Source organism: Mycobacterium sp. IDUB_3, from assembly GCF_055419585.1.
In genome coordinates, this window is record NZ_JBVAXZ010000001.1 from 4323553 (window position 1) to 4350098 (window position 26546).

General features: G+C 69.5%; 23 protein-coding genes and 1 pseudogene. 13 read left to right on the top strand and 11 right to left on the bottom strand.

What is annotated here, in order from left to right; translation table 11 throughout:
- Positions 1-4 precede the first annotated feature (4 nt).
- Positions 5-523 carry a PH domain-containing protein gene (locus tag ACZYVJ_RS20190; protein WP_463832655.1) on the top strand — a complete coding sequence of 173 codons (519 nt, stop codon included), beginning with the start codon at positions 5-7 and terminating at the stop codon, positions 521-523.
- On the opposite strand, the gene ACZYVJ_RS20195 is transcribed toward ACZYVJ_RS20190, so the two are convergent.
- Positions 478-1137: a GtrA family protein gene (locus tag ACZYVJ_RS20195; protein WP_463832656.1), complete on the bottom strand. Its 660-nt coding sequence runs from the start codon at positions 1135-1137 to the stop codon at positions 478-480. The two genes, ACZYVJ_RS20190 and ACZYVJ_RS20195, sit on opposite strands and share 46 nt — an antisense overlap.
- Positions 1138-1247: 110 nt before the next feature.
- On the opposite strand from ACZYVJ_RS20195, the pseudogene ACZYVJ_RS20200 reads away from it, so the two are divergent.
- From ACZYVJ_RS20200 to ACZYVJ_RS20235, 8 genes and pseudogenes are all read left to right on the top strand, one after another.
- A pseudogene (locus tag ACZYVJ_RS20200) lies at positions 1248-2592 on the top strand (5-(carboxyamino)imidazole ribonucleotide synthase).
- Positions 2585-3097 (top strand): 5-(carboxyamino)imidazole ribonucleotide mutase, encoded by a 513-nt coding sequence (gene purE, locus ACZYVJ_RS20205; RefSeq protein ID WP_463832657.1) that lies wholly within the window; start codon positions 2585-2587, stop codon positions 3095-3097. Before ACZYVJ_RS20200 ends, purE begins: the two are co-directional and overlap by 8 nt.
- A gap of 72 nt (positions 3098-3169) precedes the next feature.
- Positions 3170-4339 carry an acyl-CoA dehydrogenase gene (locus ACZYVJ_RS20210; RefSeq protein WP_463832658.1) on the top strand — a complete coding sequence of 390 codons (1170 nt, stop codon included), beginning with the start codon at positions 3170-3172 and terminating at the stop codon, positions 4337-4339.
- Between the two features lie 212 nt (positions 4340-4551).
- Positions 4552-5742 (top strand): PP2C family protein-serine/threonine phosphatase, encoded by a 1191-nt coding sequence (locus ACZYVJ_RS20215; RefSeq protein ID WP_463832659.1) that lies wholly within the window; start codon positions 4552-4554, stop codon positions 5740-5742.
- Positions 5739-7340 carry a sensor histidine kinase gene (locus ACZYVJ_RS20220; protein ID WP_463832660.1) on the top strand — a complete coding sequence of 534 codons (1602 nt, stop codon included), beginning with the start codon at positions 5739-5741 and terminating at the stop codon, positions 7338-7340. Before ACZYVJ_RS20215 ends, ACZYVJ_RS20220 begins: the two co-directional genes overlap by 4 nt.
- A complete protein-coding gene (locus ACZYVJ_RS20225; protein ID WP_463832661.1) occupies positions 7337-7786 on the top strand; it encodes a response regulator in 450 nt (149 codons plus the stop codon). Before ACZYVJ_RS20220 ends, ACZYVJ_RS20225 begins: the two co-directional genes overlap by 4 nt.
- A gap of 306 nt (positions 7787-8092) precedes the next feature.
- Complete coding sequence (gene pstS, locus ACZYVJ_RS20230) at positions 8093-9190, top strand: phosphate ABC transporter substrate-binding protein PstS (protein ID WP_463832662.1); 1098 nt, start codon at positions 8093-8095, stop codon at positions 9188-9190.
- A gap of 21 nt (positions 9191-9211) precedes the next feature.
- Complete coding sequence (locus ACZYVJ_RS20235; RefSeq protein ID WP_463832663.1) at positions 9212-11200, top strand: serine/threonine-protein kinase PknD; 1989 nt, start codon at positions 9212-9214, stop codon at positions 11198-11200.
- A gap of 3 nt (positions 11201-11203) precedes the next feature.
- Here the strand turns inward: ACZYVJ_RS20235 and ACZYVJ_RS20240 are convergent, their stop codons facing one another.
- The gene (locus ACZYVJ_RS20240) at positions 11204-12409 is read right to left on the bottom strand and encodes a CaiB/BaiF CoA transferase family protein (RefSeq protein ID WP_463832665.1); all 1206 of its coding nucleotides are present in this window, start codon (positions 12407-12409) and stop codon (positions 11204-11206) included.
- Positions 12410-12422: 13 nt separating this feature from the next.
- Positions 12423-13340, bottom strand: a complete 918-nt coding sequence (locus ACZYVJ_RS20245) for a class I SAM-dependent methyltransferase (protein WP_463832666.1) — start codon at positions 13338-13340, stop codon at positions 12423-12425.
- A gap of 138 nt (positions 13341-13478) precedes the next feature.
- Between ACZYVJ_RS20245 and ACZYVJ_RS20250 the strand changes: the two genes are divergently transcribed.
- Positions 13479-14135, top strand: coding sequence for a cation efflux transmembrane domain-containing protein (locus ACZYVJ_RS20250; protein ID WP_463832667.1), 657 nt, complete (start codon positions 13479-13481; stop codon positions 14133-14135).
- Between the two features lie 4 nt (positions 14136-14139).
- Here ACZYVJ_RS20250 and ctpC read toward each other — a convergent pair whose 3' ends face one another.
- The 4 genes from ctpC to ACZYVJ_RS20270 all read right to left on the bottom strand — a co-directional run bounded on the left by ctpC (position 14140) and on the right by ACZYVJ_RS20270 (position 18958).
- Positions 14140-16371 carry a manganese-exporting P-type ATPase CtpC gene (ctpC, locus tag ACZYVJ_RS20255; RefSeq protein ID WP_463832668.1) on the bottom strand — a complete coding sequence of 744 codons (2232 nt, stop codon included), beginning with the start codon at positions 16369-16371 and terminating at the stop codon, positions 14140-14142.
- 10 nt (positions 16372-16381) lie between these two features.
- The gene (locus ACZYVJ_RS20260) at positions 16382-16663 is read right to left on the bottom strand and encodes a DUF1490 family protein (protein ID WP_463832670.1); all 282 of its coding nucleotides are present in this window, start codon (positions 16661-16663) and stop codon (positions 16382-16384) included.
- A gap of 118 nt (positions 16664-16781) precedes the next feature.
- Positions 16782-17498: a TIGR03089 family protein gene (locus ACZYVJ_RS20265; protein ID WP_463832671.1), complete on the bottom strand. Its 717-nt coding sequence runs from the start codon at positions 17496-17498 to the stop codon at positions 16782-16784.
- Positions 17486-18958: an LCP family protein gene (locus ACZYVJ_RS20270; RefSeq protein WP_463832672.1), complete on the bottom strand. Its 1473-nt coding sequence runs from the start codon at positions 18956-18958 to the stop codon at positions 17486-17488. The genes ACZYVJ_RS20265 and ACZYVJ_RS20270 overlap by 13 nt, the downstream gene beginning before the upstream one ends.
- Before the next feature lie 98 nt (positions 18959-19056).
- Here ACZYVJ_RS20270 and rfbD point away from each other — a divergent pair, with 98 nt between their 5' ends.
- The 3 genes from rfbD to manB are packed head-to-tail and all read left to right on the top strand — an operon-like array spanning position 19057 to position 21938.
- The gene (gene rfbD, locus ACZYVJ_RS20275; RefSeq protein WP_463832673.1) at positions 19057-19974 is read left to right on the top strand and encodes a dTDP-4-dehydrorhamnose reductase; all 918 of its coding nucleotides are present in this window, start codon (positions 19057-19059) and stop codon (positions 19972-19974) included.
- Complete coding sequence (locus ACZYVJ_RS20280) at positions 19967-20857, top strand: glycosyltransferase family 2 protein (protein ID WP_463832674.1); 891 nt, start codon at positions 19967-19969, stop codon at positions 20855-20857. The genes rfbD and ACZYVJ_RS20280 overlap by 8 nt, the downstream gene beginning before the upstream one ends.
- A 1-nt stretch (position 20858) precedes the next feature.
- Positions 20859-21938, top strand: a complete 1080-nt coding sequence (manB, locus tag ACZYVJ_RS20285) for a mannose-1-phosphate guanylyltransferase (RefSeq protein WP_463832675.1) — start codon at positions 20859-20861, stop codon at positions 21936-21938.
- 84 nt (positions 21939-22022) lie between these two features.
- Here the strand turns inward: manB and ACZYVJ_RS20290 are convergent, their stop codons facing one another.
- From ACZYVJ_RS20290 to cofD, 4 genes are read right to left on the bottom strand one after another with little or no spacing between them, the layout of a single operon-like run.
- The gene (locus tag ACZYVJ_RS20290) at positions 22023-22559 is read right to left on the bottom strand and encodes an NUDIX hydrolase (protein ID WP_463832676.1); all 537 of its coding nucleotides are present in this window, start codon (positions 22557-22559) and stop codon (positions 22023-22025) included.
- On the bottom strand, positions 22556-24130 hold the full coding sequence (locus ACZYVJ_RS20295; protein ID WP_463832677.1) for an Eco57I restriction-modification methylase domain-containing protein: 1575 nt from the start codon (positions 24128-24130) through the stop codon (positions 22556-22558). Before ACZYVJ_RS20295 ends, ACZYVJ_RS20290 begins: the two co-directional genes overlap by 4 nt.
- 10 nt (positions 24131-24140) lie before the next feature.
- Positions 24141-25490: a coenzyme F420-0:L-glutamate ligase gene (locus tag ACZYVJ_RS20300; RefSeq protein ID WP_463832678.1), complete on the bottom strand. Its 1350-nt coding sequence runs from the start codon at positions 25488-25490 to the stop codon at positions 24141-24143.
- Complete coding sequence (cofD, locus tag ACZYVJ_RS20305; RefSeq protein WP_463832679.1) at positions 25487-26488, bottom strand: 2-phospho-L-lactate transferase; 1002 nt, start codon at positions 26486-26488, stop codon at positions 25487-25489. The genes ACZYVJ_RS20300 and cofD overlap by 4 nt, the downstream gene beginning before the upstream one ends.
- Positions 26489-26546 lie beyond the last annotated feature (58 nt).

A 26546-nucleotide genomic window follows, 5' to 3' on the forward strand; every position in this document is an offset into this window, starting at 1 on the left:
GGGCATGGGCTACCCGGATAACGTTCTGGCCGCCGGCGAACACGTCATCGTGCATCGCCACCCGCACTGGAAGCGCCTGATCTGGCCGGTGCTGGTCCTCATCCTGGTGACCGGACTGGCCGCGTTCGGTTCCGGATACCTCAACTCGACGCACTTCGAGCAGCTCGCCAAGAACATCATCCACGGCGTCATCTGGGGGATCTGGCTGGTGATCGTGGGCTGGCTGACGCTGTGGCCGTTTTTGAGCTGGCTGACCACCCATTTCGTGGTGACCAACCGGCGGGTGATGTTCCGGCACGGGGTGCTGACGCGCACCGGCATCGATATCCCGCTGGCCCGGATCAACAGCGTGGAATTCCGTGACCGCATCACCGAGCGCATGTTCCGCACCGGGACGCTGATCATCGAGTCGGCGTCACAAGATCCGTTGGAGTTCTACGACATTCCGCGGCTGCGCGAGGTGCACGCGCTGCTGTATCACGAAGTCTTCGACACCCTGGGTTCCGAGGAATCGCCCAGCTGAGTGAGCCGGCTGGCCCGGTTGCGCCAGGCGCGCAGCAGCGTGACGTTGCCGCCCTCGATCTCGTCCTCGAAGATTTCGGCGATACCGCCGGCGGTAAGCGCGGATTCCAGCGCCTTCTCGGGGTCGCGCGCGAATTGGTCGGGGAACACCCAGCGGCGAAATGCCCAGAACCGGAAAGCCATTTGCAGCAGGTTGCCGATGATGTAGGCCGAGATGAAGTCGGCGACGTTTTCCACCGCCAGCGACACCATCGGCTCGCGCAGCTGCAACACGTAGCTGGAGAACCACAGCGGCGCCATGGAGAGCAGCACCCCCACGCCGCTGAACGCGAAGAACAGCAGCGCCTCGTGGTGGCGCTCGCGGCCGCCGCGATTGCGGAAGCTCCATTCCCGGTTCAGCACGTAGGACGCGATGACCGCCACAATGCCGGCGATCACCTTTGCGGTCACCGGTTTGGGTTCGAGAATCGTCAGCTTCAGCGTGTAGAAAATCGCCGAGTCGATGACGAATGTGGTTCCGCCGACGATGGCGAATTTGATCAGTTCGTGGTGGCGTAGCAAATAGGGCTGCATAACCCTAGGCAGACGCGCGATCGTGGCTTCGGCGAAGGACACAACACGTCAGTCTACGGATGGACACAAATTCGACGCAAAATCGTACATAACAATTCGGTGTCGGCCCCGGTCAACATGCTTTTAGCGCCGGTTCGTTCAGCCGTGACACCATGATGGCCGTGCCGAGTACACGCCCGCCAGGGGCAGCCCCCCTCCGAGCGACCCCTGCAGCCCCCCGAGCCGTCCCCGTCGTCGCAATGGTCGGTGGCGGCCAGCTCGCCCGGATGACCCACCAGGCGGCGATTGCCTTGGGGCAGTCGCTGCGGGTGCTGGCCACCGCCGCCGACGAGCCCGCCGCGCTGGTCGCGCCCGACATCGTCATCGGGTCGCACACCGATCTCGATGCCCTGCGCCGGGTGGCCGCGGGCGCCGACGTGCTGACCTTCGACCACGAACACGTGCCGAACGAACTGCTGGAGAAGCTGGTCGCGGAGGGCGTCAACGTGGCGCCCCCACCGCAGGCCCTGGTGCATGCGCAGGACAAGCTCGTCATGCGCCGCCGGCTCGAGTCCCTCGGCGTCCCGGTGCCCCGCTACGCCGAGATCCGCAGCGTCGACGAACTCGACGCGTTCGCGCGGCGCATCGCCGGGCCCGTGGTGGTCAAGGCGGTCCGCGGCGGTTACGACGGGCGCGGGGTGCGGATGGCGCGCGACCCGTCGCACGCCCGCGAGATCGCGACCGCCTTCCTGGCCGACGGCGTGCCGGTGATGGCCGAGGAGCAGGTGAACCTGCGCCGCGAACTGTCGGCCTTGGTGGCCCGGTCGCCGTTCGGTCAGGGCGCGGCGTGGCCGGTGGTCGAGACCGTGCAACGCGACGGGATTTGCGTGCAGGTGATTGCGCCCGCACCGGAGCTGTCCGGCGAACTGGCCGCCGCCGCGCAGCAGCTGGCGTTGCGGCTGGCCGCCGAGCTCAGCGTGGTCGGGGTGCTCGCGGTCGAGCTCTTCGAGACGGCCGACGGCGAGCTGCTGGTCAACGAGCTGGCGATGCGGCCGCACAACTCGGGGCACTGGACCATGGACGGGTCGCGCACCAGTCAGTTCGAGCAGCATGTGCGCGCGGTGCTGGACTACCCGCTCGGCGACACCGAAGCGATCGCACCGGTGACGGTGATGGCCAACGTGCTGGGCGCCCCCGAAGTCCCGCAGATGAGCGTCGACGAGCGGCTGCACCACCTGTTCGCGCGGATGCCCGACGCCCGAGTCCACCTCTACGGCAAACAAGAACGCCCCGGCCGCAAGGTCGGGCACATCAACTTCGCCGGCTCCGGGCCGGCGGATCGGGAAAACGTGGCGAAGCTGCGGGAACGCGCAGACCTGGCGGCACACTGGTTGTCACACGGGCAGTGGACGGATGGATGGGATCCACATGAGTAGCGCCGGCGACGATGCAGTGGGGGCGCCCCCAGGCGCGAAGCGCCGAGGGGGACGACGCGATGAGGAGGGGTGCCATGAGTGAAGCTCCGCGCGTCGCGGTGATCATGGGCAGCGACAGCGACTGGTCGGTGATGCAGGACGCCGCCGCGGCGCTGGCCGAGTTCGACGTGCCGGCCGAGGTCCGGGTCGTCTCCGCGCACCGCACCCCGCAGGCGATGTTCGACTATGCGCGCGACGCGGCCGGGCGCGGCATCGAGGTGATCATCGCCGGAGCCGGGGGAGCCGCGCACCTGCCCGGGATGGTCGCGTCCGCGACGCCGCTGCCGGTGATTGGTGTGCCGGTACCGCTGGCGCGCCTGGACGGCCTGGACTCGCTGCTGTCGATCGTGCAGATGCCCGCCGGCGTCCCCGTGGCCACGGTCTCCATCGGGGGAGCCCGCAACGCCGGGCTGCTCGCGGTGCGCATCCTCGGATCGTCGGACCCGGCGCTGCGCGCGCGGATCGTCGACTTCCAGGATCAGCTGGCGCGCAGCGTGCGGGCCAAGGATGAGGCGCTGCAGCAGCGTCAGGGTAAAGTTACCGGCTAGTAGCCTGGCGGCGAGGCGGCCCGCGCCCGCAGAGAAGCCGGGCATGTCGGCATAGTGCAAGAGGAGGCCGAGATGGCTGGATGGGCCGGAAACCCCGACTTCGATTTGTTCCAACTACCCGAAGAGCACCAGGAGTTGCGCGCCGCGATCCGTGCGCTGGCGGAGAAGGAGATCGCGCCGCACGCCGCTGACGTGGATGAGAACTCCCGCTTTCCCGAGGAGGCGCTTCAGGCGCTGAATTCCTCCGGTTTCAACGCCGTGCACGTGCCCGAGGAGTACGGCGGGCAGGGCGCCGACTCGGTGGCGGCGTGCATCGTGATCGAGGAGGTCGCCCGCGTCGACACCTCGGCGTCGCTGATTCCCGCGGTGAACAAGCTGGGCACGATGGGGCTGATCCTGCGCGGCTCCGACGAGCTGAAGAAGCAGGTGCTGCCCTCGATCGCGGACGGTACGGCGATGGCGTCCTACGCGCTGAGCGAGCGCGAGGCCGGCAGCGACGCGGCGGCCATGCGGACCCGGGCGAAGGCCGACGGGGACGACTGGATTCTCAACGGCGCCAAGTGCTGGATCACCAACGGCGGCAAGTCGAGCTGGTACACGGTGATGGCCGTGACCGATCCGGACAAGGGCGCCAACGGCATCTCGTCGTTCATGGTGCACAAGGACGACGAAGGCTTCACCGTGGGGCCGAAGGAAAAGAAACTCGGCATCAAGGGCTCACCGACCACCGAGCTGTACTTCGAGAACTGCCGCATCCCGGGTGACCGGATCATCGGCGAGCCTGGCACCGGCTTCAAGACCGCGCTGGCGACGCTGGACCACACCCGGCCCACCATCGGGGCGCAGGCCGTCGGCATCGCGCAGGGCGCATTGGACGCGGCCATCGCATACACCAAGGACCGCAAGCAGTTCGGCCATCCGGTCAGCGACAACCAGGGGGTGCAGTTCATGCTCGCCGACATGGCCATGAAGGTCGAGTCCGCCCGGCTGATGGTGTACCACGCCGCCGCCCGCGCCGAGCGCGGCGAATCCCACCTGGGCTTCATCTCCGCGGCCTCCAAGTGCCTGGCCTCCGACGCCGCGATGGAAGTCACCACCGACGCGGTGCAGCTCTTCGGCGGCGCCGGCTACACCATCGACTTCCCCGTCGAGCGGATGATGCGGGACGCCAAGATCACCCAGATCTACGAGGGCACCAATCAGATTCAGCGCGTGGTGATGTCGCGAGCGCTGCTGCGCTGACCGTTTTCCGGCGGTTCGTTTAGAAAGCTAACCGACAACGAATAAGATGTCCCACGGCAACCATTCGGGGCGGTAACGCCACACGTAGAGTCGCCGTCGGCGCGCCCGAGCTAACCGAGTCGGAACGTCGTCACGCAAGGTCTCACCGACGGCCAGGGGGTCACAGTGCAGAACGCGACTTCCCCTGTGCGGCGCCGGGCGACCGGGATCTGATGCCCGTGCAAGCTCCAACCACCCCGACGGCGAGTTGGCAGTCATTGTCGTTGCTGTTGGTCGAGGACGACCGCGCCGACGCGGTGCTGGTGGAAGACCTGATCACCGACGCGGTCACCGACATCCGGGTGGTGTGGGCGAAGTCGATGGCGCACGCCGAACGCGAGCTCGAGTCCGCCCGACCCGACTGCGTGCTGTTGGACCTACACCTGCCGGACGCCAGCGGGATCGACGCGCTGAACCGAATCGCCAATCTCGATGCCACCGTGCCGATCGTGGTGCTGACCGGATTGAACGACGAGTACTTCGGGGCCTCGGCGGTGGCCGCCGGCGCCCAGGACTATCTGGTCAAGGGACGGGTCGAGCCGGAGATGCTGCGTCGCGCGCTGCTGTACGCCATCGAACGCAAGCGCGCCGAACTCATCGCCGCAGACCTGCACGCGACTCGGCTGCGGGCCCGGGAGAACGCGCTGTTGGAACGCGGCCTGCTGCCCTCGCCACTGCTGCTGGACAACCCGGGCGTCGACATCGTCGCCCGGTACCGGCCGAGCCGCGAAGACGCGCTGCTGTGCGGTGACTTCTACGACGTCGTCCAGACGCCCGATCGGGTCGTGCACGTGCTGATCGGCGACGTCGCCGGGCACGGCCCGCACGAGGCCGCGCTGGGTGCGGCGTTGCGGATCGCGTTCCGCGCGCTCACCTTTGCCGGTGTGCACGGCGTCGAACTGATGCGGCAGCTCGAAAGGGTCCTGTATTCGGAACGTACCGACACCGGAATCTTCGCGACGGTGCTCAGCCTCGAGATCTCGCCCGACGGCCCGCGCGTCAGCGTCATCCGCGCCGGCCACCCGCCGATGTTGGTGCAGGCCGGCGGAACCGTGCAGTGGCTCGAGCCGGCGGGCGGCCCGGCACTGGGCCTGCGCGCCGGCGACTGGCCGTCCGAAGAGCTGGAGCTGCCCACCGGGCACGCCCTGCTGCTGCTGACCGACGGACTCTTCGAGGGCTATTCGGGCGAGGGCACGCAACGCCTGGGCGAGGACGGTCTGCTCGCCCTGGCCCGCGGGCACGCGAGTAAGCCCGGCCCCGCCTTCGTCGACGCGCTCATCAACGGTGCGCAGGCGCTCGCCGAGCCACGCGGCGGTTTGACCGATGACATCGCCGTCCTGCGCGTCGAGAGGACTACCCCGTGATCCCATCGCGTCCGCTTCGGCTCACGGAGCTCACCGTGCGGGGATGGCTGGCGTTGGTGCTGTGGATCATGGGCGCGACTGTGCTCGTCGGGGCTCTGGTCGGCGCCGTGCTGCTCCATCGCACCGACGAGGTGTCGCGCCAGATGGCCCAGAACATTCAGCCGGCGCGCGTCGCCGCGGCGCGCCTGCAGGCGGCGCTGCGCGACCAGGAGACGGGCATGCGCGGCTTCCTGATCTCCGCCGACCGGCAGTTCCTCGCGCCGTACTACGACGGGCAGCGCGCCGAACAGGCTGCGGCCGAGGAGATTCGGCGTCTGGTGGGCGGGCGCGCGGAGCTGATGGCCGACCTGGACGCGGTGGAAGCCGCCGCCGCCGACTGGCGGACGAACTACGCCGAGCCACTGATTTCCAATGTGGCTCCCAAGACGCCGAGCTACATCAGCTCCCGCACGGCCGACATGGGCAAGAGCAAATTCGACCATCTCCGTGAGCTTTTCGACACGCAGAACACGCACCTGACGGTGGCCGGCGCCGCTGCCATCGATGAGCTCAACGAGATCAACGGCTGGCGCGATTGGGTGCTGGGCGCCACGGTACTGATCGTGCTCGGAACCGCCCTGCTGCTCGGGCTGCTCAGTCGCGCCGCGATCACCCGACCCATCGCGGCGCTCGCCGCGGCCTGCCGGCGCATCACCGAGGGAAACTTCGAGGAGACGATCTCGCCTCCGCGCCGGCCCAGGGACATTCGCAATATGGCGATCAATGTGGAGAACATGCGCAAGCACATCGTCGACGAGCTCGAGGTGTCGCAGTCGGCGCAGGCGCAATTGGACGAACAGACCGCCGAATTGCGGCGATCCAACACCGAACTCGAGCAGTTCGCCTACGTCGCATCGCACGATCTGCAGGAACCGCTGCGCAAGGTCGCGTCCTTCTGTCAGCTGCTGGAGAAACGCTATGGCGACCAGCTCGACGAACGCGGCATCGAATACATCGGATTCGCGGTCGACGGCGCCAAGCGGATGCAGGCGCTGATCAACGACTTGCTCACCTTCTCGCGCGTCGGCCGGCTGGGCACCACGGAAACGGAGGTACAGCTCGACGCGACGCTCGACGCCGGGCTGGCGAACCTGGCCACCGCGATCGAGGAAACCGAGGCGCAGATCGTGCGCCCGAAGCAGCCGTTGCCGCAGATCGTCGGGGATCCGATGCTGCTGACGATGCTGTGGCAGAACCTGATCGGCAACGCGATCAAGTTCCGGCACAAGGATCGTCGGCCCCGGGTCGTCATCGAATGCGCGCCCGGCGCCGGCACCCATGACGGCGAATGGCTACTGAGCGTGGCCGACAACGGCATCGGCATCCCGGAGGAATTCTCCGACAAGGTCTTCGTGATCTTCCAGCGGCTGCACGGCCGCGACGTGTACGCCGGAACCGGAGTCGGCCTGGCCCTGGTCAAGAAGATCGTCGAACACCACGGCGGCACCGTCCGGATCGACACGTCCTACACCGACGGGACCCGATTCGAATTCACCCTGCCCATCCCCGGACCCGTCGACGAAGCAGACCCGGTCGCTTTGGAAGGAGCGCATCAATGACGACACCAGAAGGCAGGGCGATCGACATCCTGCTCGTCGAGGACGACCCGGGCGACGAGCTCATCACCCGCGAAGCGTTCGAGCACAACAAGCTCAAGAACAGGCTCCATGTCGCGCACGACGGCGAGGAAGGCCTCGACTACCTGTACCGGCGGGGGAAGTTCGGCGACGCGCCGCGGCCCGACCTCATCCTGCTCGACCTGAACCTGCCCAAATACGACGGCCGCCAGCTGCTGGAGAAGATCAAGTCAGACCCCGACCTGGCGCGCATCCCGGTCGTGGTGCTCACCACCTCCTCGGCCGAGGAAGACATCCTCAGGAGCTACAAGCTGCACGCGAATGCCTACGTCACCAAACCCGTTGACCTGGACCAGTTCATGAAGGCCGTCCGGCAGATCGACGAGTTCTTCGTTCAGGTGGTGCGGCTGCCGAGCGGCGGCGCCTAGCTGCGCGACTTGCGCCTCGATAGCCGGGTGACAAGCAGCCCGAGCATGATCAGCAGCAGGAACACGGCCGGTTAGGCGGCCGTGCACGCCGGAAACCGAAACCGGACGCGCGGCTGTTGTTGTTCTGGACTTCTCATCAGCCATCGATGCTACGTGCCGGGGTTCGGCAAACAGCGGGCACACAGTTACCACTTATTGAATGTCAAGGGTTTGTATATTCACGATTGGTTAACTTTTGTTGTCCCGTGGGACAGCAGCCGGCGGCGAGGCGTTCGCATTCGCCGCCGAGACGTCCGAAGGAGTTGCGTGAGGTTCGCTCGATATGGCGCCGCGCTGAGCCTGGTGGCCGTCACCGCACTGGCACTGACGGGGTGCGGCGGCGACTCGAATTCGTCCGGCGCCAAGTCGGCGGTGGACTGCGGCGGCAAGAAGGTGCTGAAAGACAGCGGTTCGACAGCGCAGCAAAACGCGATCGAGCAGTTCGTTTACGCCTACGTTCGGGCCTGCCCCGGTTACACGCTGGATTACAACGCGAACGGATCCGGCGCCGGCCTGACCCAGTTCCTCAACAATCAAACCGACCTCGCCGGTTCCGATATCCCCCTGGACCCCTCGACGGGTCAGTACGACCGGGCGGCGCAGCGATGCGGCTCGCCGGCCTGGGATCTGCCCACCGTGTTCGGGCCGATCGCGGTCACCTACCACCTCACCGGGGTGAACGGGCTGAAACTGGACGGTCCCACCGTTGCGAAGATCTTCAACGGCACCATCACCAAGTGGGACGACCCGGCGCTGAAGGCCATCAACTCGGGCCTCAACCTGCCGTCGACACCCATCGCGGTCATCTTCCGCAGTGACAAATCCGGCACCACGGCGAACTTTCAGAAGTATCTGGACGGTGCCTCCAACGGCGCGTGGGGCAAGGGCGCCAGCGAGACGTTCAACGGCGGCGTCGGTCAGGGCGCCAGCGGGAACAACGGCACCTCCGGTCTGCTGCAGAACACCGAGGGGTCGATCACCTACAACGAGTGGTCCTTCGCGGTGGGCAAGCAGCTGACCATGGCGTCGATCATCACGTCGGCGGGGCCGGACGCGGTGCCGATCACCAAGGACTCCGTCGAGAAGACGATCGCCGGGGCGACCGTCAGCGGCCAGGGCAACGACCTGGTGCTGGACACCTCGTCGTTCTACAAGCCGACGCAGTCCGGCGCGTACCCGATCGTGCTCGCGACCTATGAAATCGTCTGCTCGAAATACCCGGACGCGGCCACGGGCGCGGCGGTGAAGGCGTTCATGCAGGCGGCGATCGGTCCGGGCCAGGACGGTTTGGACCAATACGGTTCCATCCCGCTGCCCGGCTCGTTCACGGCGAAGCTGTCGGGCGCGGTCAATGCGATTTCCTGACGATGCGAAGGAGGCTCGAGGGTGAGCGATAGCGCGCCGGCCTCGCGGGTCGGGTCATGGTTCGGCCCCTACCGGCTGGTGCGGCTCCTGCGCCAGGGCGGCATGGGTGAGGTCTACGAGGCCGAGGACACCCGCAAGGGCCGGATGGTGGCCCTGAAACTGATCTCGCAGCAGTTCTCCGGCAACTCGGAGTTTCGGGCGCGCCTGCAGCGCGAGGCCGATATCGCCGGGCGGCTGACCGAACCGCATGTGGTGCCGATCCACGACTACGGCGAGTTCGACGGGCGCTTTTACGTGGACATGCGCCTCGTCGACGGCGTCAATCTGGCCACGCTGTTGCATAGGGACGGGCCGCTGGCCCCACCGCGGGCGATCGCCATCATCAGCCAGGTCGCCGCCGCGTTGGACGCGGCGCACGCCGCCGGAGTCACGCACCGCGACGTCACACCGGGGAACATTCTGGTCACCCCCAGCGACTTCGCCTACCTGGCGGATTTCGGCATCGCGCGGGCCGCGACCGATCCGGGGCTGACCCAGGTCGGGACCGCTATCGGAACCTATTACTACATGGCGCCGGAACGATTCACCGACGATGAGGTAACCCACAGCGCCGACATCTATTCGCTCGCATGCGTTTTGAGTGAGTGCCTGACTGGATCACCGCCATACCGGGCAGACACCGTCGAACGGCTGGTCGCCGCACATCTGACGAAGACGGCCCCGCCGCCCAGCCAATTACGACCCGGCGCGGTTCCGCCCGCCTTGGATCGCGTGATCGCCAAGGGCATGGCTAAACGTCCCGAGGAGCGCTATCGCACCGCAGGCGAATTCGCCGCCGCCGCCCATGACGCGCTTACCGGATCCCAGCAGCTGCAGGCCAGCACGATTCTGCGCGACGGGGAAAGCGCGGCCCTGGGCGCGGGTGCGAACGCTGCGCGCGTTGCGCGCGAGCCGGATTCCTTCGCCTCGGCGCCGAGCGCGGACACCGTGGCGGGTCCGTGGCCTTCGGGAGGCGGCGGCACTAACAGGAGCGTCCGGTCCGGCCCTGGGCCGTCGCTCATACGTGCCGCCCCAACGACTTCCGGCCGGGTGTATGGACGCGGCCCGGACTTCAGGCATCCCGCGAACGACAACAAACGTAAACAGTGGATCATCGTCGGCGCCATCGCTCTCGTCGCGCTGATAGCCTTCGTCGTGGCCGTTGTCGGCTACCTGTCCACCGAATCGTCGGGACCGTCGAAGCAGGCGAGTGGTCAAAGTGTGTTGCCGTTCACCGGCATTGACTTTCGTTTGTCTCCCGGCGGGGTGACGCTGGACAGTGCCGGCAACGTCTACGTCACCAGCGAGGGCATGTACGGCCGGGTGGTGAAGCTGTCGACGGATTCGAAGGCCACGACGGTGCTGCCGTTCAACGGGCTCTACCAGCCGCAGGGCTTGGCCGTCGACGGCGCGGGCACCGTGTACGTCGCCGATTTCAACAACCGGGTGATCAGCATGGCCGCGGGCTCCAACAGCCAGAAGGAACTGCCGTTCAGCGGCCTGAACTACCCGGAGGGCGTCGCGGTCGACAGCCAAGGCGCCGTGTATGTCGCCGACCGCGGCAACAGCAGGGTGGTGAAACTGGCGGCCGGATCCAAGACACAGATCGTGCTGCCGTTCGACGGGCTCAACAACCCGGACGGGGTGGCCGTCGATCCTGCGGGCAACGTCTACGTCGCGGACACCGACAACAACAGGGTGGTGAAGCTCGACGCGGCATCGAACACTCAGTCGGAGTTGCCATTTCATGACCTGTCCGTGCCCTGGGGCATCGCCGTGGACAACAGTGGCACGGTCTACGTCACCGAGCACGACAAGAGCGACGTGGTGAAGTACGCCCCGGGCTCGTCCACCGGGGCCGTTGTGCCGTTCAACGGGCTCAACACTCCGCTGGCGGTGACGGTTGACAAGGACCAGAACGTCTACGTCGCCGACCGCGGCAACAACCGGGTGGTCAAACTGGCGCCGTGAGGTTTACGGCGCGGGCTGCGGTGCGCCGAGGTACTCCTCAGTGTGCTCGCCGAGGGCGGGCGGGGGTTCGGCGACGGCGGCATCGAAGCTGGAATAGCGTGCGGGAGTCCGGATTACCGTGACCTCGTCCGCACCCTCGCCGACCGGGAGGGCGAGCTCGTTCTCGGCGAACAGCGCGGTGCCGACCACCTGCTTCCAGGTGTAGGCGTGGCAGGCCATCAGGCCGCCCTCCTGGAGCAACTGCACCCATTCGTCCGCGGTCTTGGCGGCCAGGGCCTTCTCGAGTTCCTCGGTCAGTTCGGGATAGTTGAGCGCCCGCGCGCGCTGGTCGGCGAACCGCTCGTCGTCGCGCATGTCGGGCCGGCCGATGATCTCGCACAGCTTGTCCCAGTGCTTGGGCACGTACGCGCTGATCACCAGGTAGCCATCGGCCGCCTTGAAGGCATCCGATGGCTGGGTGGCGAAGCCAACACCCTTGCGCCGCTTGGGCTTTGGTGACTCATCCGGCTTGGGGGACTCGCTCGGTTTGTTGAGGTGGATGGTCAGCTGGCTGGCCTGCAGGCTGACCGCGACGTCATACATGGCGACGCGCACGATGTCGGCCACCCCGTGGCGTTCCCGGTTGAGCAGCGCGGCCAGCACGGCCTGGGCCAGCACGTGACCGCTGGCGGCGTCGACGAGCTGGAACGGGATGATCTGGGGTTTGCCGGTGGGCGTGGGCATTCCGGTGGTCATGCCCGATTCGGCGGCGACCATCAGGTCGACGCCCGGGCGGCTGCCCTCGGGGCCGTTGCCACCGTAGGCGGAAAGGCGCGCATAGATGAGTCGGGGGTTGCGGGACTGCAGCTCGTCGGGGCCCAGGCCCATGCGTTCCATCACCCCGGGCCGAAACCCTTCCAGCACAACGTCGGCCGTATCGACCAGCCGCAGGATCTGCTGCTTGGCCTCTTCGCTGCGCAGGTCGGCCATCACCGATTTCTTGCCCCGGTTGTGGGGGAGGAACAGGGTGGCCAGCGGCGGGCGCCCGGGCAGGACCGCGGTGATGTGCCGGGCCGCCTCGCCGACGGGCGCCTCGATTTTGATCACCTCGGCACCCAGATCGGCCAGCACCTGACCGGCCATCGGCCCGGCGATGTTCTGGGTGAAGTCGAGCACCCGGAATCCGTCAAGTGGCTTGGCGGGCTTGCTATTTGGCTTGCTGTTGGGCACGGCGCCTGCCTTCCTAAGAACCTGACCGGTGCAGCACCGCGGTGCAGTAGTAATTCTGCGCGAAGGGCGCATCGGGGTCGGTCGACTGCAGCGGCAGGCCGTTGTTGGCCAGCATCTGGTTCAGGGGAGTGCGGACCGGCTGCCAGCCCAGCTGCTGCAGATAGGTCGCCACATCGTTGCGCTCGCCTGGGAAACCCAGCTCGCCCAAGGCGATGTCGAGGCCGTTGCGCCGCCACTTCTCGCTCGCGGCATTCAGCGCGTCCCCGCTGATCCCGGTGTTCGCGAAGATCTCGGCCACCAGCTGGCTGCCGTCGGCGGACAGGGCGGTGACGTTGTCCAGCAACCGATCCTGGGCCTCGGGCGGCAGGAAGCCGATCAGGCCCTCGGCCGCCCAGGCGGCGGGCCGGCCGGTGTCGAAGCCGGCCTGCCGCAGCGCCGATGGCCAGTCGTGACGCAGGTCGATCGGAACGTCGCGCACCTCGGCGGTGGGTTCGGCGCCGAGCTCGGCGATGGTGGCCGCCTTGAACTCCAAAACCTGCGGCTGATCGATCTCGAACACCCTGGTGCCCGGCGCCCACGGCAGCCGGTAGGCACGCGCGTCCAGGCCGGAGGCCAGGATGACCACCTGGTCGATGCCCGCCGCACCCGCCTCGGCGAAGAACGCGTCGATGTAACGGGTGCGGGCGGCCATCATGTCGGTCATGCGTTGCATGCCCCACGGAGCGTCCGGCTCGTCGACGTCGGCGGCGGCGAGCTCGCCGGCGGCCCACCGGGTCATGAAGTCGACGCCGACCGCGCGCACCAGCGGCTCGGCGAACCGATCGTCGATGAGCCCGTCCCGGGTGGCCCGGGCTCGCCCGGCGGCCACCATGGTGGCGGTCGCTCCCACGCTGGTCGCCAGGTTCCAGGTGTCGTCGTCGGTGCGCGCCATCGAGGAAATCCCTTCCGATCTACTGGTTAGCCACAATAACTACCAGCGGGCGGTGCCCCGGCGCGAGGTGCGACACAGATCGATCATGGCCGGGCGTTGCGGGCGCGGTCCCCGCCGCGGCGCGGCTAGCCTCGCGCCATGACCACTCCGGTTGCCATCACGCACGAGTGCCGGGGCATCGCCGCGCGCGACGCCGACTGGCGGCGCGGCGCCGACTGGGCGCGGCGGCTGGCCTGGGTGAGCCTGGCCGTGGTGCTCGTCGAGGGCGTCGTCGGGCTGTGGCAGGGATTCGCGGTCTCCTCGGTCGCCCTGACCGGGTGGGCCCTGGGCGGCGCATCGGAGGCACTGGCCAGCGCCATGGTGGTGTGGCGGTTCAGCGGGATGCGCGCGTTCTCCGCAACCGCCGAGCGGCGCGCGCAACGCGGCGTCGCCGTGTCGTTCTGGCTGACCGCCCCGTACATCGCCGCCGAGTCGATCCGTGAGCTGGCCGGTGGACCGCACGCCGAGACCTCGGTGATCGGCATCGGGCTGACCGCCCTCGCGCTGGTGCTGATGCCGGTGCTGGGCCGGGCCAACCACCGGTTGGGCACCCGGTTGGGGTCGGGGGCCACCGCGGCCGAGGGGGTGCAGAACTATCTGTGCGCCGCCCAGGCCGCCGGGGTGCTGGCCGGCCTCGCGATGACGGCGCTGTGGTCCGGCGCGTGGTGGATCGACCCGGCCGTCGGGCTGGCCATCGCCTGCGTCGCGGTCTGGCAGGGTGTGCGTGCCTGGCGCGGCGAGGATTGCGGCTGCTGATTTTTCAGCCGGCGCGCTCGCCGTTCGCCGCGCCGCGCGGCGCGTCCAGCCGGTAGCGGATCAGCCGCGAGCTGTTGGCCACCACCGCCACCGACGACGCGTTGTGCAAAATCGCGGCCAGCACGGGAGACAGCGCACCGCCCGCGCCGATGATCAGCCCGGCGGCGTTGACGGCGATGGACATGCCGTAGTTCTCCCGGATGACGTCGACCGCGCGGGCACCCAGGTCCCCCACGTCGAGCAGGCGGTGCAGGTCGTCGTTGGCCAGCGCCACGTCGGCGGTCTCGACGGCGACGTCTGTTCCGGCCAGCCCCATCGCTATCCCGATGTCGGCGGCGGCCAGCGCGGGCGCGTCGTTGATGCCGTCGCCGACCATGCCGACGGTGTAGCCCTCGTCCTGCAGGTCGCGCACCGCCGCGAGCTTGTCCTCCGGCATCACCTCGGCGCGCCATTCGTCGATCCCGAGCTCGCCGGCCACCACCTCGGCGATGTCGGGGTGGTCGCCGGTGAGCATGACGATGCGGCGAATACCGTTGGCGCGCAGCTTGTTCAGCACGGCTGAGGCCTCGGGCCGCACCTCGTCGCGCAGGCTGATCAAGCCCACCAGCTTGCCGTCGACGGCGAGCAGCAGCGGGGTCTCGGCCTGGCCGCGCAGCCGGTCCACCCACTCCGACGCCTTCTTGGACACCCGCACGTTTTCGGCGCGCAGCAGCCCGGGGCTGCCCAGCAGCAGGGTTCGGCCGTCCGCCCAGGTCCGCATGCCCAGGCCCACCAGGACCTCGCACTCCTCGTGCGGCGGGATGGTGATGTGGCGTTCCTCGGTGGACCGAATCACCGCCTCGGCCAGCGGGTGCCGGGAGTGGATCTCGGAGCTGGCCGCATACGCCAGCACCTGTTCGGGCTGCCAATCCTTGTGCAACGCAATGATATTGGTGACCACCGGGCGTCCCACGGTCAGCGTGCCGGTCTTGTCGAACACGATGGCGTCCACCCGGCCGGCCTGCTCGAGGTGCGAGCCGCCCTTGATCAGGATGCCGCGGCGCGCACCGTTTCCGATCGCCGCGCTGATCGCGGTCGGGGTGGCCAGGCCCACCGCGCACGGGCAGGCGATCAGCAGCATGGTCATCGCCCGTCGGACGTCACCGGTGACCGCCAGCGTGATGGCCGAGACGATGAACGAGGTGGGAACGAAACGGCGGGAGAAGTTTTCGCCGACGGTCTGGATCGGCGCTCTGTCGTGCTGGGCCTCCTCGACCCGGGTGATGATGCGGCCGATGGTGGTCTGGTTGCCGACGGCGCGAGCGCGCACCACCAGGCGTCCGCGCACCACCACCGAACCCGCGTGCACGTGCGCGCCGACCACCACGCTGACCGGCAGATTCTCCCCGGTGATCGCGGACTGGTTGACGATCGCCTCGCCGTCGACCACCTCGCCGTCAACCGGGATCGCGACGTGGTCGTGGACCACGACCTCGTCGCCGATCTGCACGGTATCGATCGGCACCTGAACCTCGGTCCCTGCCTCGGGGCCGTCCGTCAAACGGATCCAGGCCGTGTCCTGGCTGCCGCGCAGCAGTTCGGAGATGGCGCGGCGGGTCCGGCGCAACGTCAGATCCTGAAGGTACTCACCGATATTGAGCAGCCACAGCACGGTGAGCGCGACGACGTTCTCCCGCAGCACCAGGCTCGCCACCGTCGCCGCCGACACCAGCGCGTCGGTGCCGGCCTTGCCGGAACGCAACGAGCGCACCGCGCCGCGCAGGAAGGGATAGCCGGTGAACACGGTGACGCCGGTGGCGAACAGCCGGCCGCTGGGTCCCAGCAGCGGCGGCCGCGCGAAGACGTAGCGGCGCACCCCGAGCAGCGCCAGCGCGGCGCCGCCGATGACCATGCGCAGCACGTCGGCGTTGCGGATCTCCTCCGAATGCGGCGCGCGGGCCGGGATCAGCTCGGCGGCGACGTGCAACGCCTCGCCGATGGCGGCCAGCACCGCGGAGCGGTCGCAGCGCCGCGGCGAGTACCAGACGACTACCGACCCGGTGCGCGGGTAGGCGTGCACCACGCGCACGCCCTCGCACTTGGCGACGGCCTCTTCGACCGCCACGGCGCGCCGGGAGTTGGCGCGCACCCAGTCGACGCCGACCCGCACGCGTCCGGCCGCATCCGAAATGACTTGCAGCGCGGGGTCTTCGGTTCGCGCCTCGTCTGTGATGTCGGGGACTAGGGCGAGGTCCATATCGCTTCGATCAGTGGTCGTGGTCGTGGGTGTCGGCGATCGAGGGGGTGGGCGCCTCCTCGCCGATGCGCTCGCGGGCCTCGGCCATGACGTCGGCGAGCTTGAGGCGCGCCGACTCGGCGGCCTCCTCGGCCTTGCGGGTGCCGCGCAGCCCCAGCTCGGCGCCCTTGACCGCGGTCTCGTGCAGGGGCGCCTTCGCCGCGGCCTTGCGCACCACCTCGTAGGCTGTCACGCCGACCAACCCGGTGACCACCGTGCCTGCCGCCTTCGCCAGGAGCCCGTACACCGCCATTGCCGCAACCTTCCTATCGTATGAAGCGTTTAAGCCCATGCTTGCACGACGTTAACATCGCAATATAGCGATATCAATATGTATTGCGACGGGGCTTCTGCCGGCCGGCCAGGGCCCCTTACAGCACCCTGGTGACTTTTTCGGCCTCGATGCGGCGCTCTTGTCCGGCCGGGTCGGCGTGGGCCACCTGCACCAGCGAGCCGCCGACGGCCATGATCGCCAGCAGGCCGTCCACCAGTTCGGCGGGCCCCGACCAGGACGCGCCGGACAGTACCCGGTCGCTCGACGTCAAACCCCGTGCGGCCGCGGAGCTTTGGCAGTCGGCCAGCACCTCCTCGACCGACCGCCCGCCCAGCGCCGGTCCCGGGCTCGGCTCGGGCACGATCTGATCGCCGTGCACCCGCACGGCGGTCGCGTAGTCCGTCACGCCGATCGGCAGGTCGGGTGCCGGGCGACCGAACGGATCCAGCGACAGCACCGCCACCTCACCGCCGGCCACCGCGTCGTCCGCCTCGTCCAGTCGCTGCGCCGTGCACAGGGCCACATCGGCCGGGCCCGCCAGCACCGCCTCGGCACCGATCCACCACACCCCGAACAGCACGGCCGCCGTCTGCCAGTGCGCGGGCAACAGGATCGCCACCCGGCTGCCCGGTCCGGCGCCCAGCTCGTCGCGCAGCAGGTTGCCCGTCTTGGCGGCCCAGTTGGCCAGCGTCACACCGGACAGTTCGATGCGCTCGCCGGTCGCGTCGTCGTAGTAGGTGATGCGCGGGCCGACCGGATCGGCCCGCAGCATCGGATCGAGGATGGCCCCGCTCAGCGTGCTCAGTTGATGCACTCCGGCTTGTCGGAGCCCGCGGTCAGGATCGGCGACGGCGCGGGGACCTTGGGGTCGGCCGCCACCGCGCCCGCGGTGGACACCTTGGCGGGCATGATCGTCGCGTCTCCGGACAGGCCCGAGCCCGGACCGCTGTAGTCGTTGGCCAGCACCACCCGCACCGCACCCGGCGCCAGCGAGGTGTCGGCGACCACCGGCAACCCACCCAATTCCTTGGAGACCTCCTTGGCCCCCAGGTCGTCGCTGTTCGCCGCGCGTACCTGGCTGGCCTTGACGTGCCCGCTCTCGTTGTTGCCCACCGTACCTGTGGCAAAGCCCTTGGCGCTCAACACGTCTGACACTGCCGAGGCCAGGCCGTTGATGTCGGTGTCGTTGACCACGCTGGCCGTGGTCTTGGCGGGCGTGTAGGCGATCTCCTCGGTCTTGCCCTGTTCCTGCTCGTGCAGCAGGCCACCGACCCAGTCGGCGACCTGATGCGGGTCCAGCCGCACCACGCTCTGCATGCCGTCGTCGCTCCAGCCGGCGCCGTCGAGCACCGGGATGGTGGCGAAGGCGACGTTACCGCCGGCCAGCTTCTGCATCTGCTGCACGAAATCCATGACGTCCCAACCGGCGGAGATCACCACCGAGCGCTGGACGGCGGCCTCCAGCCGCCTGACCGTGGTGGGGCTGGACAGCGTCTTGCCCGAGATGACCCGGTGGGCCAGCGAGGCCATCACCACCTGCTGGCGCACCACCCGGTCCAGGTCGCCGCGCGGCAGCTCGTGGCGCTGGCGCACGAAGCTGAGCGCCTCGGGACCGCTGAGTCGCTGCGGGCCGGCCGGGAAGTCGGCGCCCGACAGCGGTTCGAACACCGGCTCCTTGAGGCAGACGTCGACCCCGCCGAGGGCGTCGGTGATCAGCGAGAAGCCGAGCAGGCCGATCTCGGCGTAGTGGTCGACGGTGACGCCGGTGAGGTCGGCGACGGTCTTGATCAGCGCCTCGCGACCCGCCTCGGTGCCCCGGGCCGCCGCCTCGGTGGCGGAGGCGCCGGCCTTGACCAGGGCGGTGCGCTTGGCCTCCCGGGTCTGGCCGTAGACGCCGTTGATCTTGGTCTTGCCCAGGCCGGGGGCCGCGACGTAGGAGTCGCGCGGGATCGAGATCGCGGTGGCCGACTTCCCGTTGTTGGGGATGCGGATCAGGATGATCGTGTCGGTATTGGTGGCTTCCTCGTCGCCGGCCTTCAGCGCCTCCAGTTCCTCCCGCGACAACGGGTTGCCGTGCGCATCGGTGCGGCTGTCCAGCCCCACCAGCAGGATGTCGATCGCGCCGTCGTCGCCGCCCTTGCCCAGCGAGGGCGCGGACATGTGAAAGATGCCGTCTTCGAAAGACCGGACATTGCTCCACGCGATCCCGGTGCCGAGGACGACCGCGAGCGTCAGCACAGTGGCAATCACACGAACCACACGTTGCACAGGCATCCCACTACATTACTTGCGACACAGTAGCTTCACGGGTAGCGAACCCCCGCGCGCCCCGGGCTTGGCCCCTGGTCTTCGGGCCATGCCAAACTCGAACCATGTCAGGCAGGATCGTGATCACCGGCGCCGGTGGGCAGTTGGGTCGCTATTTGACCTCGCTAACGGCAAGTCAGGGCCGCGACGCCCTGGCGCTCACGTCATCGCAGTGGGACATCACCGACCCCGCGGCCGCCGAGCGGATCGTCGCGCCCGGCGACGTGGTGATCAACTGCGCGGCCTATACCAACGTCGACGGCGCCGAGAGCGACGAGGCCGTCGCGTTCGCGGTCAACGGAACCGGACCCGGGCAGATCGCCCGCGCCTGCGCGCGGGCCGGCGCGCAGCTGATCCACGTCTCCACCGACTACGTGTTCAACGGGGACTTCGGCGGCGCGGCGCCCCGGCCGTACGAGCCCACCGATCAAACCGCGCCGCAGGGTGTGTACGCCCGCAGCAAGGTCGCGGGGGAGCGGGCGGTGCTCGCGGCACTGCCAGAGGCGGTCGTGGTCCGCACCGCCTGGGTCTACACCGGCGGCACGGGCAAGGACTTCGTCGCCGTCATGCGTCGGCTGGCCGCCGGGGACGGCCCGGTGGACGTGGTGGACGACCAGATCGGTTCCCCGACCTACGTCGGCGACCTGGCGGCCGCGCTGCTGCAGATCGTCGACTCCGGTGTGCCCGGCCCGATCCTGCACGCCGCCAACGAGGGCGCCTGCTCGCGGTTCGAACAGGCCCGCGCCGTCTTCGAGGAGTGCGGCGCCGATCCGGAGCGGGTGCGACCGGTCACCACCGACCACTTTCCCCGCCCCGCGCCCCGGCCGGCCTATTCCGCGCTGTCCAGCGGCCAGTCCGTGGCGGCGGGGATGCAGCCCCTGAGGCCTTGGCGCCCTGCGCTTGTCGCGGCGCTGGCCGCCTCTGAAACCAACGCAGCTGGCGCTGTTGTGTCCGATCGACCGTTACCCTCTACGCGTGACTGACGTCCTGCCGGTCGTGACGGTGACCTACTCACCAGGCCCGCACCTGGAGCGCTTCCTGGCCTCGCTATCGCTGGCCACCGAGCGAGAGGTGTGCGTGCTGCTGGCCGACAACGGGTCCACCGACGGCACCCCCGAGGCCGCCGTCGAGCGTTATCCCAACGTGCGGCTGTTCCACACCGGAGCCAACCTCGGCTATGGCACCGCCGTGAATCGCGCCGTCGCCCAACTGGACCGCGACGACGACTGGGTCATCGTGGCCAACCCCGACGTGCAATGGGGCCCGGGCAGCATCGACGAACTGCTGGACGCCGCGTCGCGCTGGCCGCGCGCCGGCGCGCTGGGCCCGTTGGTCCGCGATCCCGACGGATCGGTCTATCCGTCGGCGCGGCACCTGCCCAGCCTGATCCGCGGCGGCATGCACGCGGTCGTCGGGCCGTTCTGGAAGAGCAACCCGTGGTCGGCGGCATACCGCCAGGAGCGGCTGGAGCCCAGCGAGCGGGCGGTGGGCTGGCTGTCGGGGTCGTGCCTGCTGGTGCGCCGCTCGGCGTTCGGCCAGATCGGCGGATTCGACGAGCGCTACTTCATGTACATGGAGGATGTCGACCTCGGCGACCGGCTCGGCAAGGCCGGCTGGCTGTCCGTCTATGTTCCGTCCGCAGAGGTGCTGCACCACAAGGGCCACTCCACCGGCGGGGATCCGGCCAACCACCTGGCCGCCCACCACAAGAGCACTTATATGTTTCTGGCCGACCGGCATTCCGGTTGGTTGCACGCTCCGCTGCGCTGGACCCTGCGCGCCTCGCTGGCGGTGCGGTCTCGCCTGATGGTGCGCAGCGCGCTGCGTGCCTCCGGACGGCGGAAACTGGTAGAAGGGCGACGCTGAGGTGGCAACTCCGCAAGTCGATGTGGTGATCCTGGTCGGCGGCAAGGGCACCCGGTTGCGGCCGCTGACCCTGTCCGCACCCAAGCCCATGCTGCCCACCGCCGGGCTGCCGTTCCTCACGCATCTGCTGTCCCGGGTCGCCGCGGCCGGCATCGAGCACGTCATTCTCAGCACGTCGTATCAGGCCGCGGTGTTCGAGGCGGAGTTCGGCGACGGCTCCAAGCTGGGCCTGCAGATCGACTACGTTACCGAGGAGCACCCGCTGGGCACCGGCGGCGGCATCGCCAACGTGGCCGGACACCTGCGGCACGACACCGTGATGGTGTTCAACGGCGACGTGCTCTCCGGGTCCGACCTGGGCCAGATGCTCGACTTCCACTCCGCCCAGCAATCCGACGTCACCCTGCACCTGGTGCGGGTGGGTGACCCGCGGGCGTTCGGCTGCGTGACCACCGACGACAACGGCCGGGTCACCGCCTTCGTGGAGAAGACGCAGGACCCGCCGACCGACCAGATCAACGCCGGCACCTACGTCTTCTCCCGCCAGGTGGTCGACCGGATTCCGCGCGGCCGGGAGGTCTCGGTGGAGCGTGAGGTGTTCCCCGCGCTGCTGTCCGACCCCGGCGTGAAGGTGTGCGGCTACGTCGATGCCAGCTACTGGCGCGACATGGGCACGCCCGAGGACTTCGTCCGCGGCTCGGCGGATCTGGTGCGTGGCATCGCCCCGTCGCCGGCGCTGCACGGCCACCGCGGCGAACAGTTGGTGCACGACGGCGCCGCGGTGTCGCCGGGCGCGGTGCTGGTCGGCGGCACGGTCGTCGGGCGCGGCGCCGAGATCGGTCCGGGCGTCCGGCTGGACGGCGCGGTGATCTTCGACGGCGTCAAGGTGGAGGCCGGCAGCGTGATCGAGCGCTCGATCATCGGCTTCGGCGCGCGCATCGGCCCGCGGGCGCTGATCCGCGACGGCGTGATCGGCGACGGCGCCGACATCGGGGCGCGCTGCGAGTTGTTGCGCGGCGCCCGGGTGTGGCCCGGTGTGTCGATTCCCGACGGCGGCATCCGGTACTCGTCCGACGTCTAGGCTCGCGCGGCCTATTCGGCCGACTGTGAACCCAGCCGCACACTCGGCGTCGAATGTGAACCCAGCCGCACACTCGGCGGGTAGCTAAAGGCGGGTGGCCCGGGCGACCAGGTAGGCCAGCGCGTGATCCGTCCCGTCCGGCAGGGCGTCGGCGGGCCACCATCGCAGGTCCTCGGACTCGTCGCTGATCGCGATCCGCGCGCCGGCCGGCGCATGCGCGACGAACTGCAGATCCAGATGGCGGGTCGGCACACCCAGCGAGCAGGTGACCGGATGCACGTGCACCGCGACCAACCGGGGCTCGATGCGCAGCCCGTCGATCCCGGACTCCTCGGTGGCCTCGCGCAGCGCCGCCGCGAGGATTTCGGCGTCGTCATCGTCGCAGTGGCCGCCCAGCTGCACCCAGCGGCCCAGGCGGCGATGCAGGGTCAGCAGCACCTGTGTGCCGGTGTGGTCGAGCACCAGCGCCGACGCGGTGACGTGGCCGGGCACACACTCGCGCAGGCACGCATCGGCGCGGGCGTGCACGAAGGCCAGCACGGCGTGCCGCAACGAATCCTGGGCCGGGTCGGCGGGCTGCCAGTCCGACAGCACGGCGATCGCCGATTCCCGAACGCTCACCGTGACCCCCGCCGTTTCCGCCGATCCCGCAACGACACCCACGCCGCGCGGCAGTCCGCCACCGCCTCGGCGGGCAAGCCCAGTCCGTCGATCAGCACGCGGCGGTCGACGACGTCGAGGGCCTTCTCGACCTCGTTGGCCTTCAGCAGCAGATCCACATCGGAGGCGAGCTCGGCATCGGCGTATGCCGGCGGCGCAATGGGCAGCCGCTCGGCCTCGCGGGGCTCGAGCTCCAGGACGCCGCCACCGTAGCTGCGACCCATGATCTCGGCGAACGCGAACGTCACGCTGTTGTGGAACGCCGCGGCCAGCGCGGCCGGCTCGACCCGGGCGGTGAGGCGCACCCGGTGCACGGTGTCGGTGCTCGTGGCCGCGGCGGCGTTGACGGTCAGCCGCGGCGCCCGGTGGATCTGGCGCAGCAGGAACAGGTCGGGCATCCACAGCGACGGTGTGGCCCACCACGGCTTGCGAATCGAGCACTTGTAGCCGCGGTGCACCCCGGCCGCCTCGCCGGCGCGCAGGTGGGCTCTCAACTCGGGATCGACCGGTTCGCGCGGCGCGTTGAGCAGCCAGCTGCGCTGCCCGGCGGCGAGATCGCTTGCCCGGCAATCGCTGTCGTAGACCAGCCCGGACAGCTGGGCGCTGCGCGAGACGAGCGGGACGCAGTGCGGCCGCAGCCCCAGCTCGCCGGCCTGGGCGTCGGTGAACGTGAAGAAGGCGTTGCGCCCGGTCACGATGCCGACGTCGACCTCGGCGACCGACCCGAGCCGGGTCAGGCTGCCCGAGCTCCTGAGCGCGCGCAGCAGCCGGATCGCGGCGGGGTCCAGAAAGTACTTGGTCCACTTCTCGTCGTCGTGCAGCAGCGCCGGTGCCGATTCGACGTCCAGGTCGGCGTCGGCCAGGGCGTCGGCGTCCCTGAGGTGGACGGTGCGGATGCGCGCGGGGCCGGTGCCGACCACACCGCAGAACAACACGACCTCCTGCAGGATGCCGTCGAACACGAGGCGCTCGAAGGTCAGCAGGGTGATCTCGCGGAATCGGCTCAGCAGGAAGTCGCGCAGCTGCGCGGCGTAGGTGACCTGGAGCAGCTCGGCCGGCAGCACCAGTCCGACCCGTCCGCCGTCGCGTGCCAGCGCGGTGCTCGCCACCACGAACGGGACCCAGGCGTTGGTCAGCCGGGTGGGGCGCAGACCCTTGCGTCGCATCAGGTCCAGCGCCGGATCACGCTGCTGCGACGACCAGTTGCCGAACCGGATGTAGGGCGGGTTGCCGGCGACCCCGTCCCAGCCGCCCGCCTCGGCGGTGGCGAGCCAGCCGAACAGGTTCCCGGCGTCGACGGGCGCGAACCGGCGGGCCTTGGCCGCTTCGTCGGCGATCAGCTCGACGCCCCGCACCTGGTCGCTGAGCCCGGCCAGCTCGCGCAGGATGGCACCGTCGCCGCAGGCGGGTTCGACGATCTTGGGGCCCGCCGCGCGGACCCAGGCGGCCAGGAATCGGGCCACCGGCGCGGGGGTGTAGTAGCCGCCGCGGACCTTGTCGGCCGAGGCCGCCGCCTTGCCCGCGAACTTCATGGGCTCAGTATTACTTGCGGATCAGCAGATCGCCGGGGTCCGCCGGACCGCGCGGCCCGGCCGGTTCGGCGGCATAGCCGATGGCGATGGCGCCCAACGGCTCCCAGTCGGCGGCCAGTTCGAGCTCGGCGCGCACCAGGTCGGCGGCGAAGATCGTCGAGCCGATCCAGCAGCTGCCCAGCCCGCGCACCGCCAGCGCGACCAGCAGGGCCTGCACGGCCGCGCCGACCGCGACGGTGAACATGGTGTGCTCGGCGTCGGTGCGGGCGGCGTCGGGATAGGAGTGGGCGCCGTCGGGCACCAGGATCGGGATCACGACTTCGGGCGCGTCGTAGAGGATCTGGCCGCGCGCCAGCCGGCGGTCGATGGAGTCGGCGGGGCGGCCGTCGCCGGCGAGGTCGGCGCGCCACTTGTCCTTCATGCGGTCCAGCAGCCGGGTCCGGGTGGCCGGGGTACGCAGCCAGACGAACCGCACCGGGCGGGTGTGGTGCGGTGCCGGTGCGGTCAGCGCCTCGGCGACGGCGGCCTCCAGCAGGTCGGCGGGCACCGGCTCGGCACTGAACCGCCGCACCGATCGGCGCAGCAGCTGCGCCTCGCGCCGCCCCATCTCCAGGGCCTCGGCGGTGCCGAGCCAAAACAGGTCCTCGGTGCCCGGCCGCAGCAACTGTCGCGCCGTGGAGCCGTCGTCGGTCACGGACAGGCCGCGCACCACCGCCACAGGCATCCCGGTCAGTTTGCCCTTGACCAGATCGGCGGCCGCGGCGATCTCGTCGGCGATCGCGACCTCGGTGACCAGCAGCTCGTTGCCGTGCTGGTCGACGGCCCCCGAATAGCCGTGCAGCACAGCCAGACCCGCCGCGCCCACGGCCGCGTCGGTCTGGCCGTTGCGCCACGCGCGGCCCATCGTGTCGGTGATGACCACGGCGACCTCGACGCCGAGCCGCTCGCGCAGCCCGGCCCGCAGCGCCGCGGCGCTGCCGTCCGGGTCGACCGGCAGCAGCGCCAGTTCGTCACGATCGACGTTGGATCCGTCCACGCCCGCGGCGGCCTGCACCAGGCCGATCCGGTTCTCGGTGATCAGGGTTCGGCCCTTGCGGGCGAGCACCCGGACGGCTTCGTCGTCGACCAGCTTGCGCCTCAGCTCGTCGCGCTCCACGGGATCGCGCGGCGCCGGCACCAGCCGGCCCTCACACTTGGACACCGCCTTGCTGGTGACCACGACGACGTCGCCGTCGCGCAGCCAGGGCGCGGCCGCGGCGACGGCCGCGCCCAGATCGTGGCCGGGCCGGAACTCGGGCAGCCCGGGGACGGGCAGGATTTCGATGGCGGCGGCGGTGCCGTGCTCGCCCCGGGCGGTCACCCCGGCACCCCGGCGAGGTCCAGCCCGGCCCGGACCATCTCGGCCGTCGCCGCCGGGTCGGTCATCACCAGCGGCGCCGAGCGCACCTTGACGCCGTCGATGTCGGCGCGGTCGTCCTCGCTCACCAGCCAGCCGTCCAGGATGCCGGTGTCGCGGCGCGCGCCGTAGTGGCGGCCGACCGCCTCGGCGGTCGACTCGACCCCGATCACCGACAGGCAGGCATCGGCCATGCCGCGCAATGGCTTTCCACCGATTATGGGCGAGTAGCCGACGATGGGTGCGCGCGCCGCGCGCAACGCGCCGCGAATGCCGGGGACGGCAAGGATGGCGCCGACGCTCACCACCGGGTTCGACGGCGCCAGCAGGATCACGTCGGCGTCCGCGATGGCCGCCGTGGCATCAGTTGTGGCGGCCGCCTTTTCGGCACCGACGAAGGCGAAGCTGTGGGTGGGCACCTGGGCCCGGTAGCGGACCCACCACTCCTGGAAGTGGATAGCCCGCCGGCTGCCGTCGTCGGGATCGGTTATCACCACGTGGGTCTCGCACCGGTCGTCGCTCGCGGGCAGCAGCCGCGCGCCGGGTTGCCAGCGGTCGCACAGCGCGGTGGTGATCTGCGACAGGGAGTAGCCGGCGTTGAGCATCTGGGTGCGCACCAGGTGGGTGCCCAGGTCGCGGTCACCGAGTCCGAACCAGTCCGGCTGCACGCCGTAGCGCGCCAATTCCTCTTTGGCGTGCCAAGTTTCGTTGCGGTGCCCCCACCCTCGCTCCGGATCTACACCTCCACCTAAGGTGTACATGCAGGTGTCCAAATCGGGGCAGACTCGCAGTCCGTGGATCCAGGCGTCATCGCCAATGTTGACGATCGCCGTGAGCTCGTGACTGCCGGCCTCGGTGCCCGGGTGCCGTTGCGACTGAAATTGACCGAGCCCGAACAGCTGTTGAACCCCCAGCAGGAAGCGGGCGCCGCCAACCCCACCGACCAGAACGGTGACCTTCACATTGCACGACAGTACTGCCCTGCGGTGGTGCTGTGACTGGCCCATCAGGGGTGCCTCA

Bases quoted from the DNA above. Each gene is read 5' to 3' on its own strand.
- ACZYVJ_RS20250 (WP_463832667.1), top strand. From the start codon at position 13,479: ATGACCACTCCGGTTGCCATCACGCACGAGTGCCGGGGCATCGCCGCG.
- rfbD (WP_463832673.1), top strand. From the start codon at position 19,057: ATGTCAGGCAGGATCGTGATCACCGGCGCCGGTGGGCAGTTGGGTCGC.
- ACZYVJ_RS20190 (WP_463832655.1), top strand. From the start codon at position 5: ATGGGCTACCCGGATAACGTTCTGGCCGCCGGCGAACACGTCATCGTG.
- ctpC (WP_463832668.1), bottom strand. From the start codon at position 16,371: ATGGACCTCGCCCTAGTCCCCGACATCACAGACGAGGCGCGAACCGAA.
- ACZYVJ_RS20225 (WP_463832661.1), top strand. From the start codon at position 7,337: ATGACGACACCAGAAGGCAGGGCGATCGACATCCTGCTCGTCGAGGAC.
- purE (WP_463832657.1), top strand. From the start codon at position 2,585: ATGAGTGAAGCTCCGCGCGTCGCGGTGATCATGGGCAGCGACAGCGAC.
- ACZYVJ_RS20295 (WP_463832677.1), bottom strand. From the start codon at position 24,130: ATGAAGTTCGCGGGCAAGGCGGCGGCCTCGGCCGACAAGGTCCGCGGC.
- ACZYVJ_RS20270 (WP_463832672.1), bottom strand. From the start codon at position 18,958: ATGCCTGTGCAACGTGTGGTTCGTGTGATTGCCACTGTGCTGACGCTC.
- ACZYVJ_RS20245 (WP_463832666.1), bottom strand. From the start codon at position 13,340: ATGGCGCGCACCGACGACGACACCTGGAACCTGGCGACCAGCGTGGGA.
- ACZYVJ_RS20215 (WP_463832659.1), top strand. From the start codon at position 4,552: ATGCCCGTGCAAGCTCCAACCACCCCGACGGCGAGTTGGCAGTCATTG.
- ACZYVJ_RS20210 (WP_463832658.1), top strand. From the start codon at position 3,170: ATGGCTGGATGGGCCGGAAACCCCGACTTCGATTTGTTCCAACTACCC.
- ACZYVJ_RS20260 (WP_463832670.1), bottom strand. From the start codon at position 16,663: ATGGCGGTGTACGGGCTCCTGGCGAAGGCGGCAGGCACGGTGGTCACC.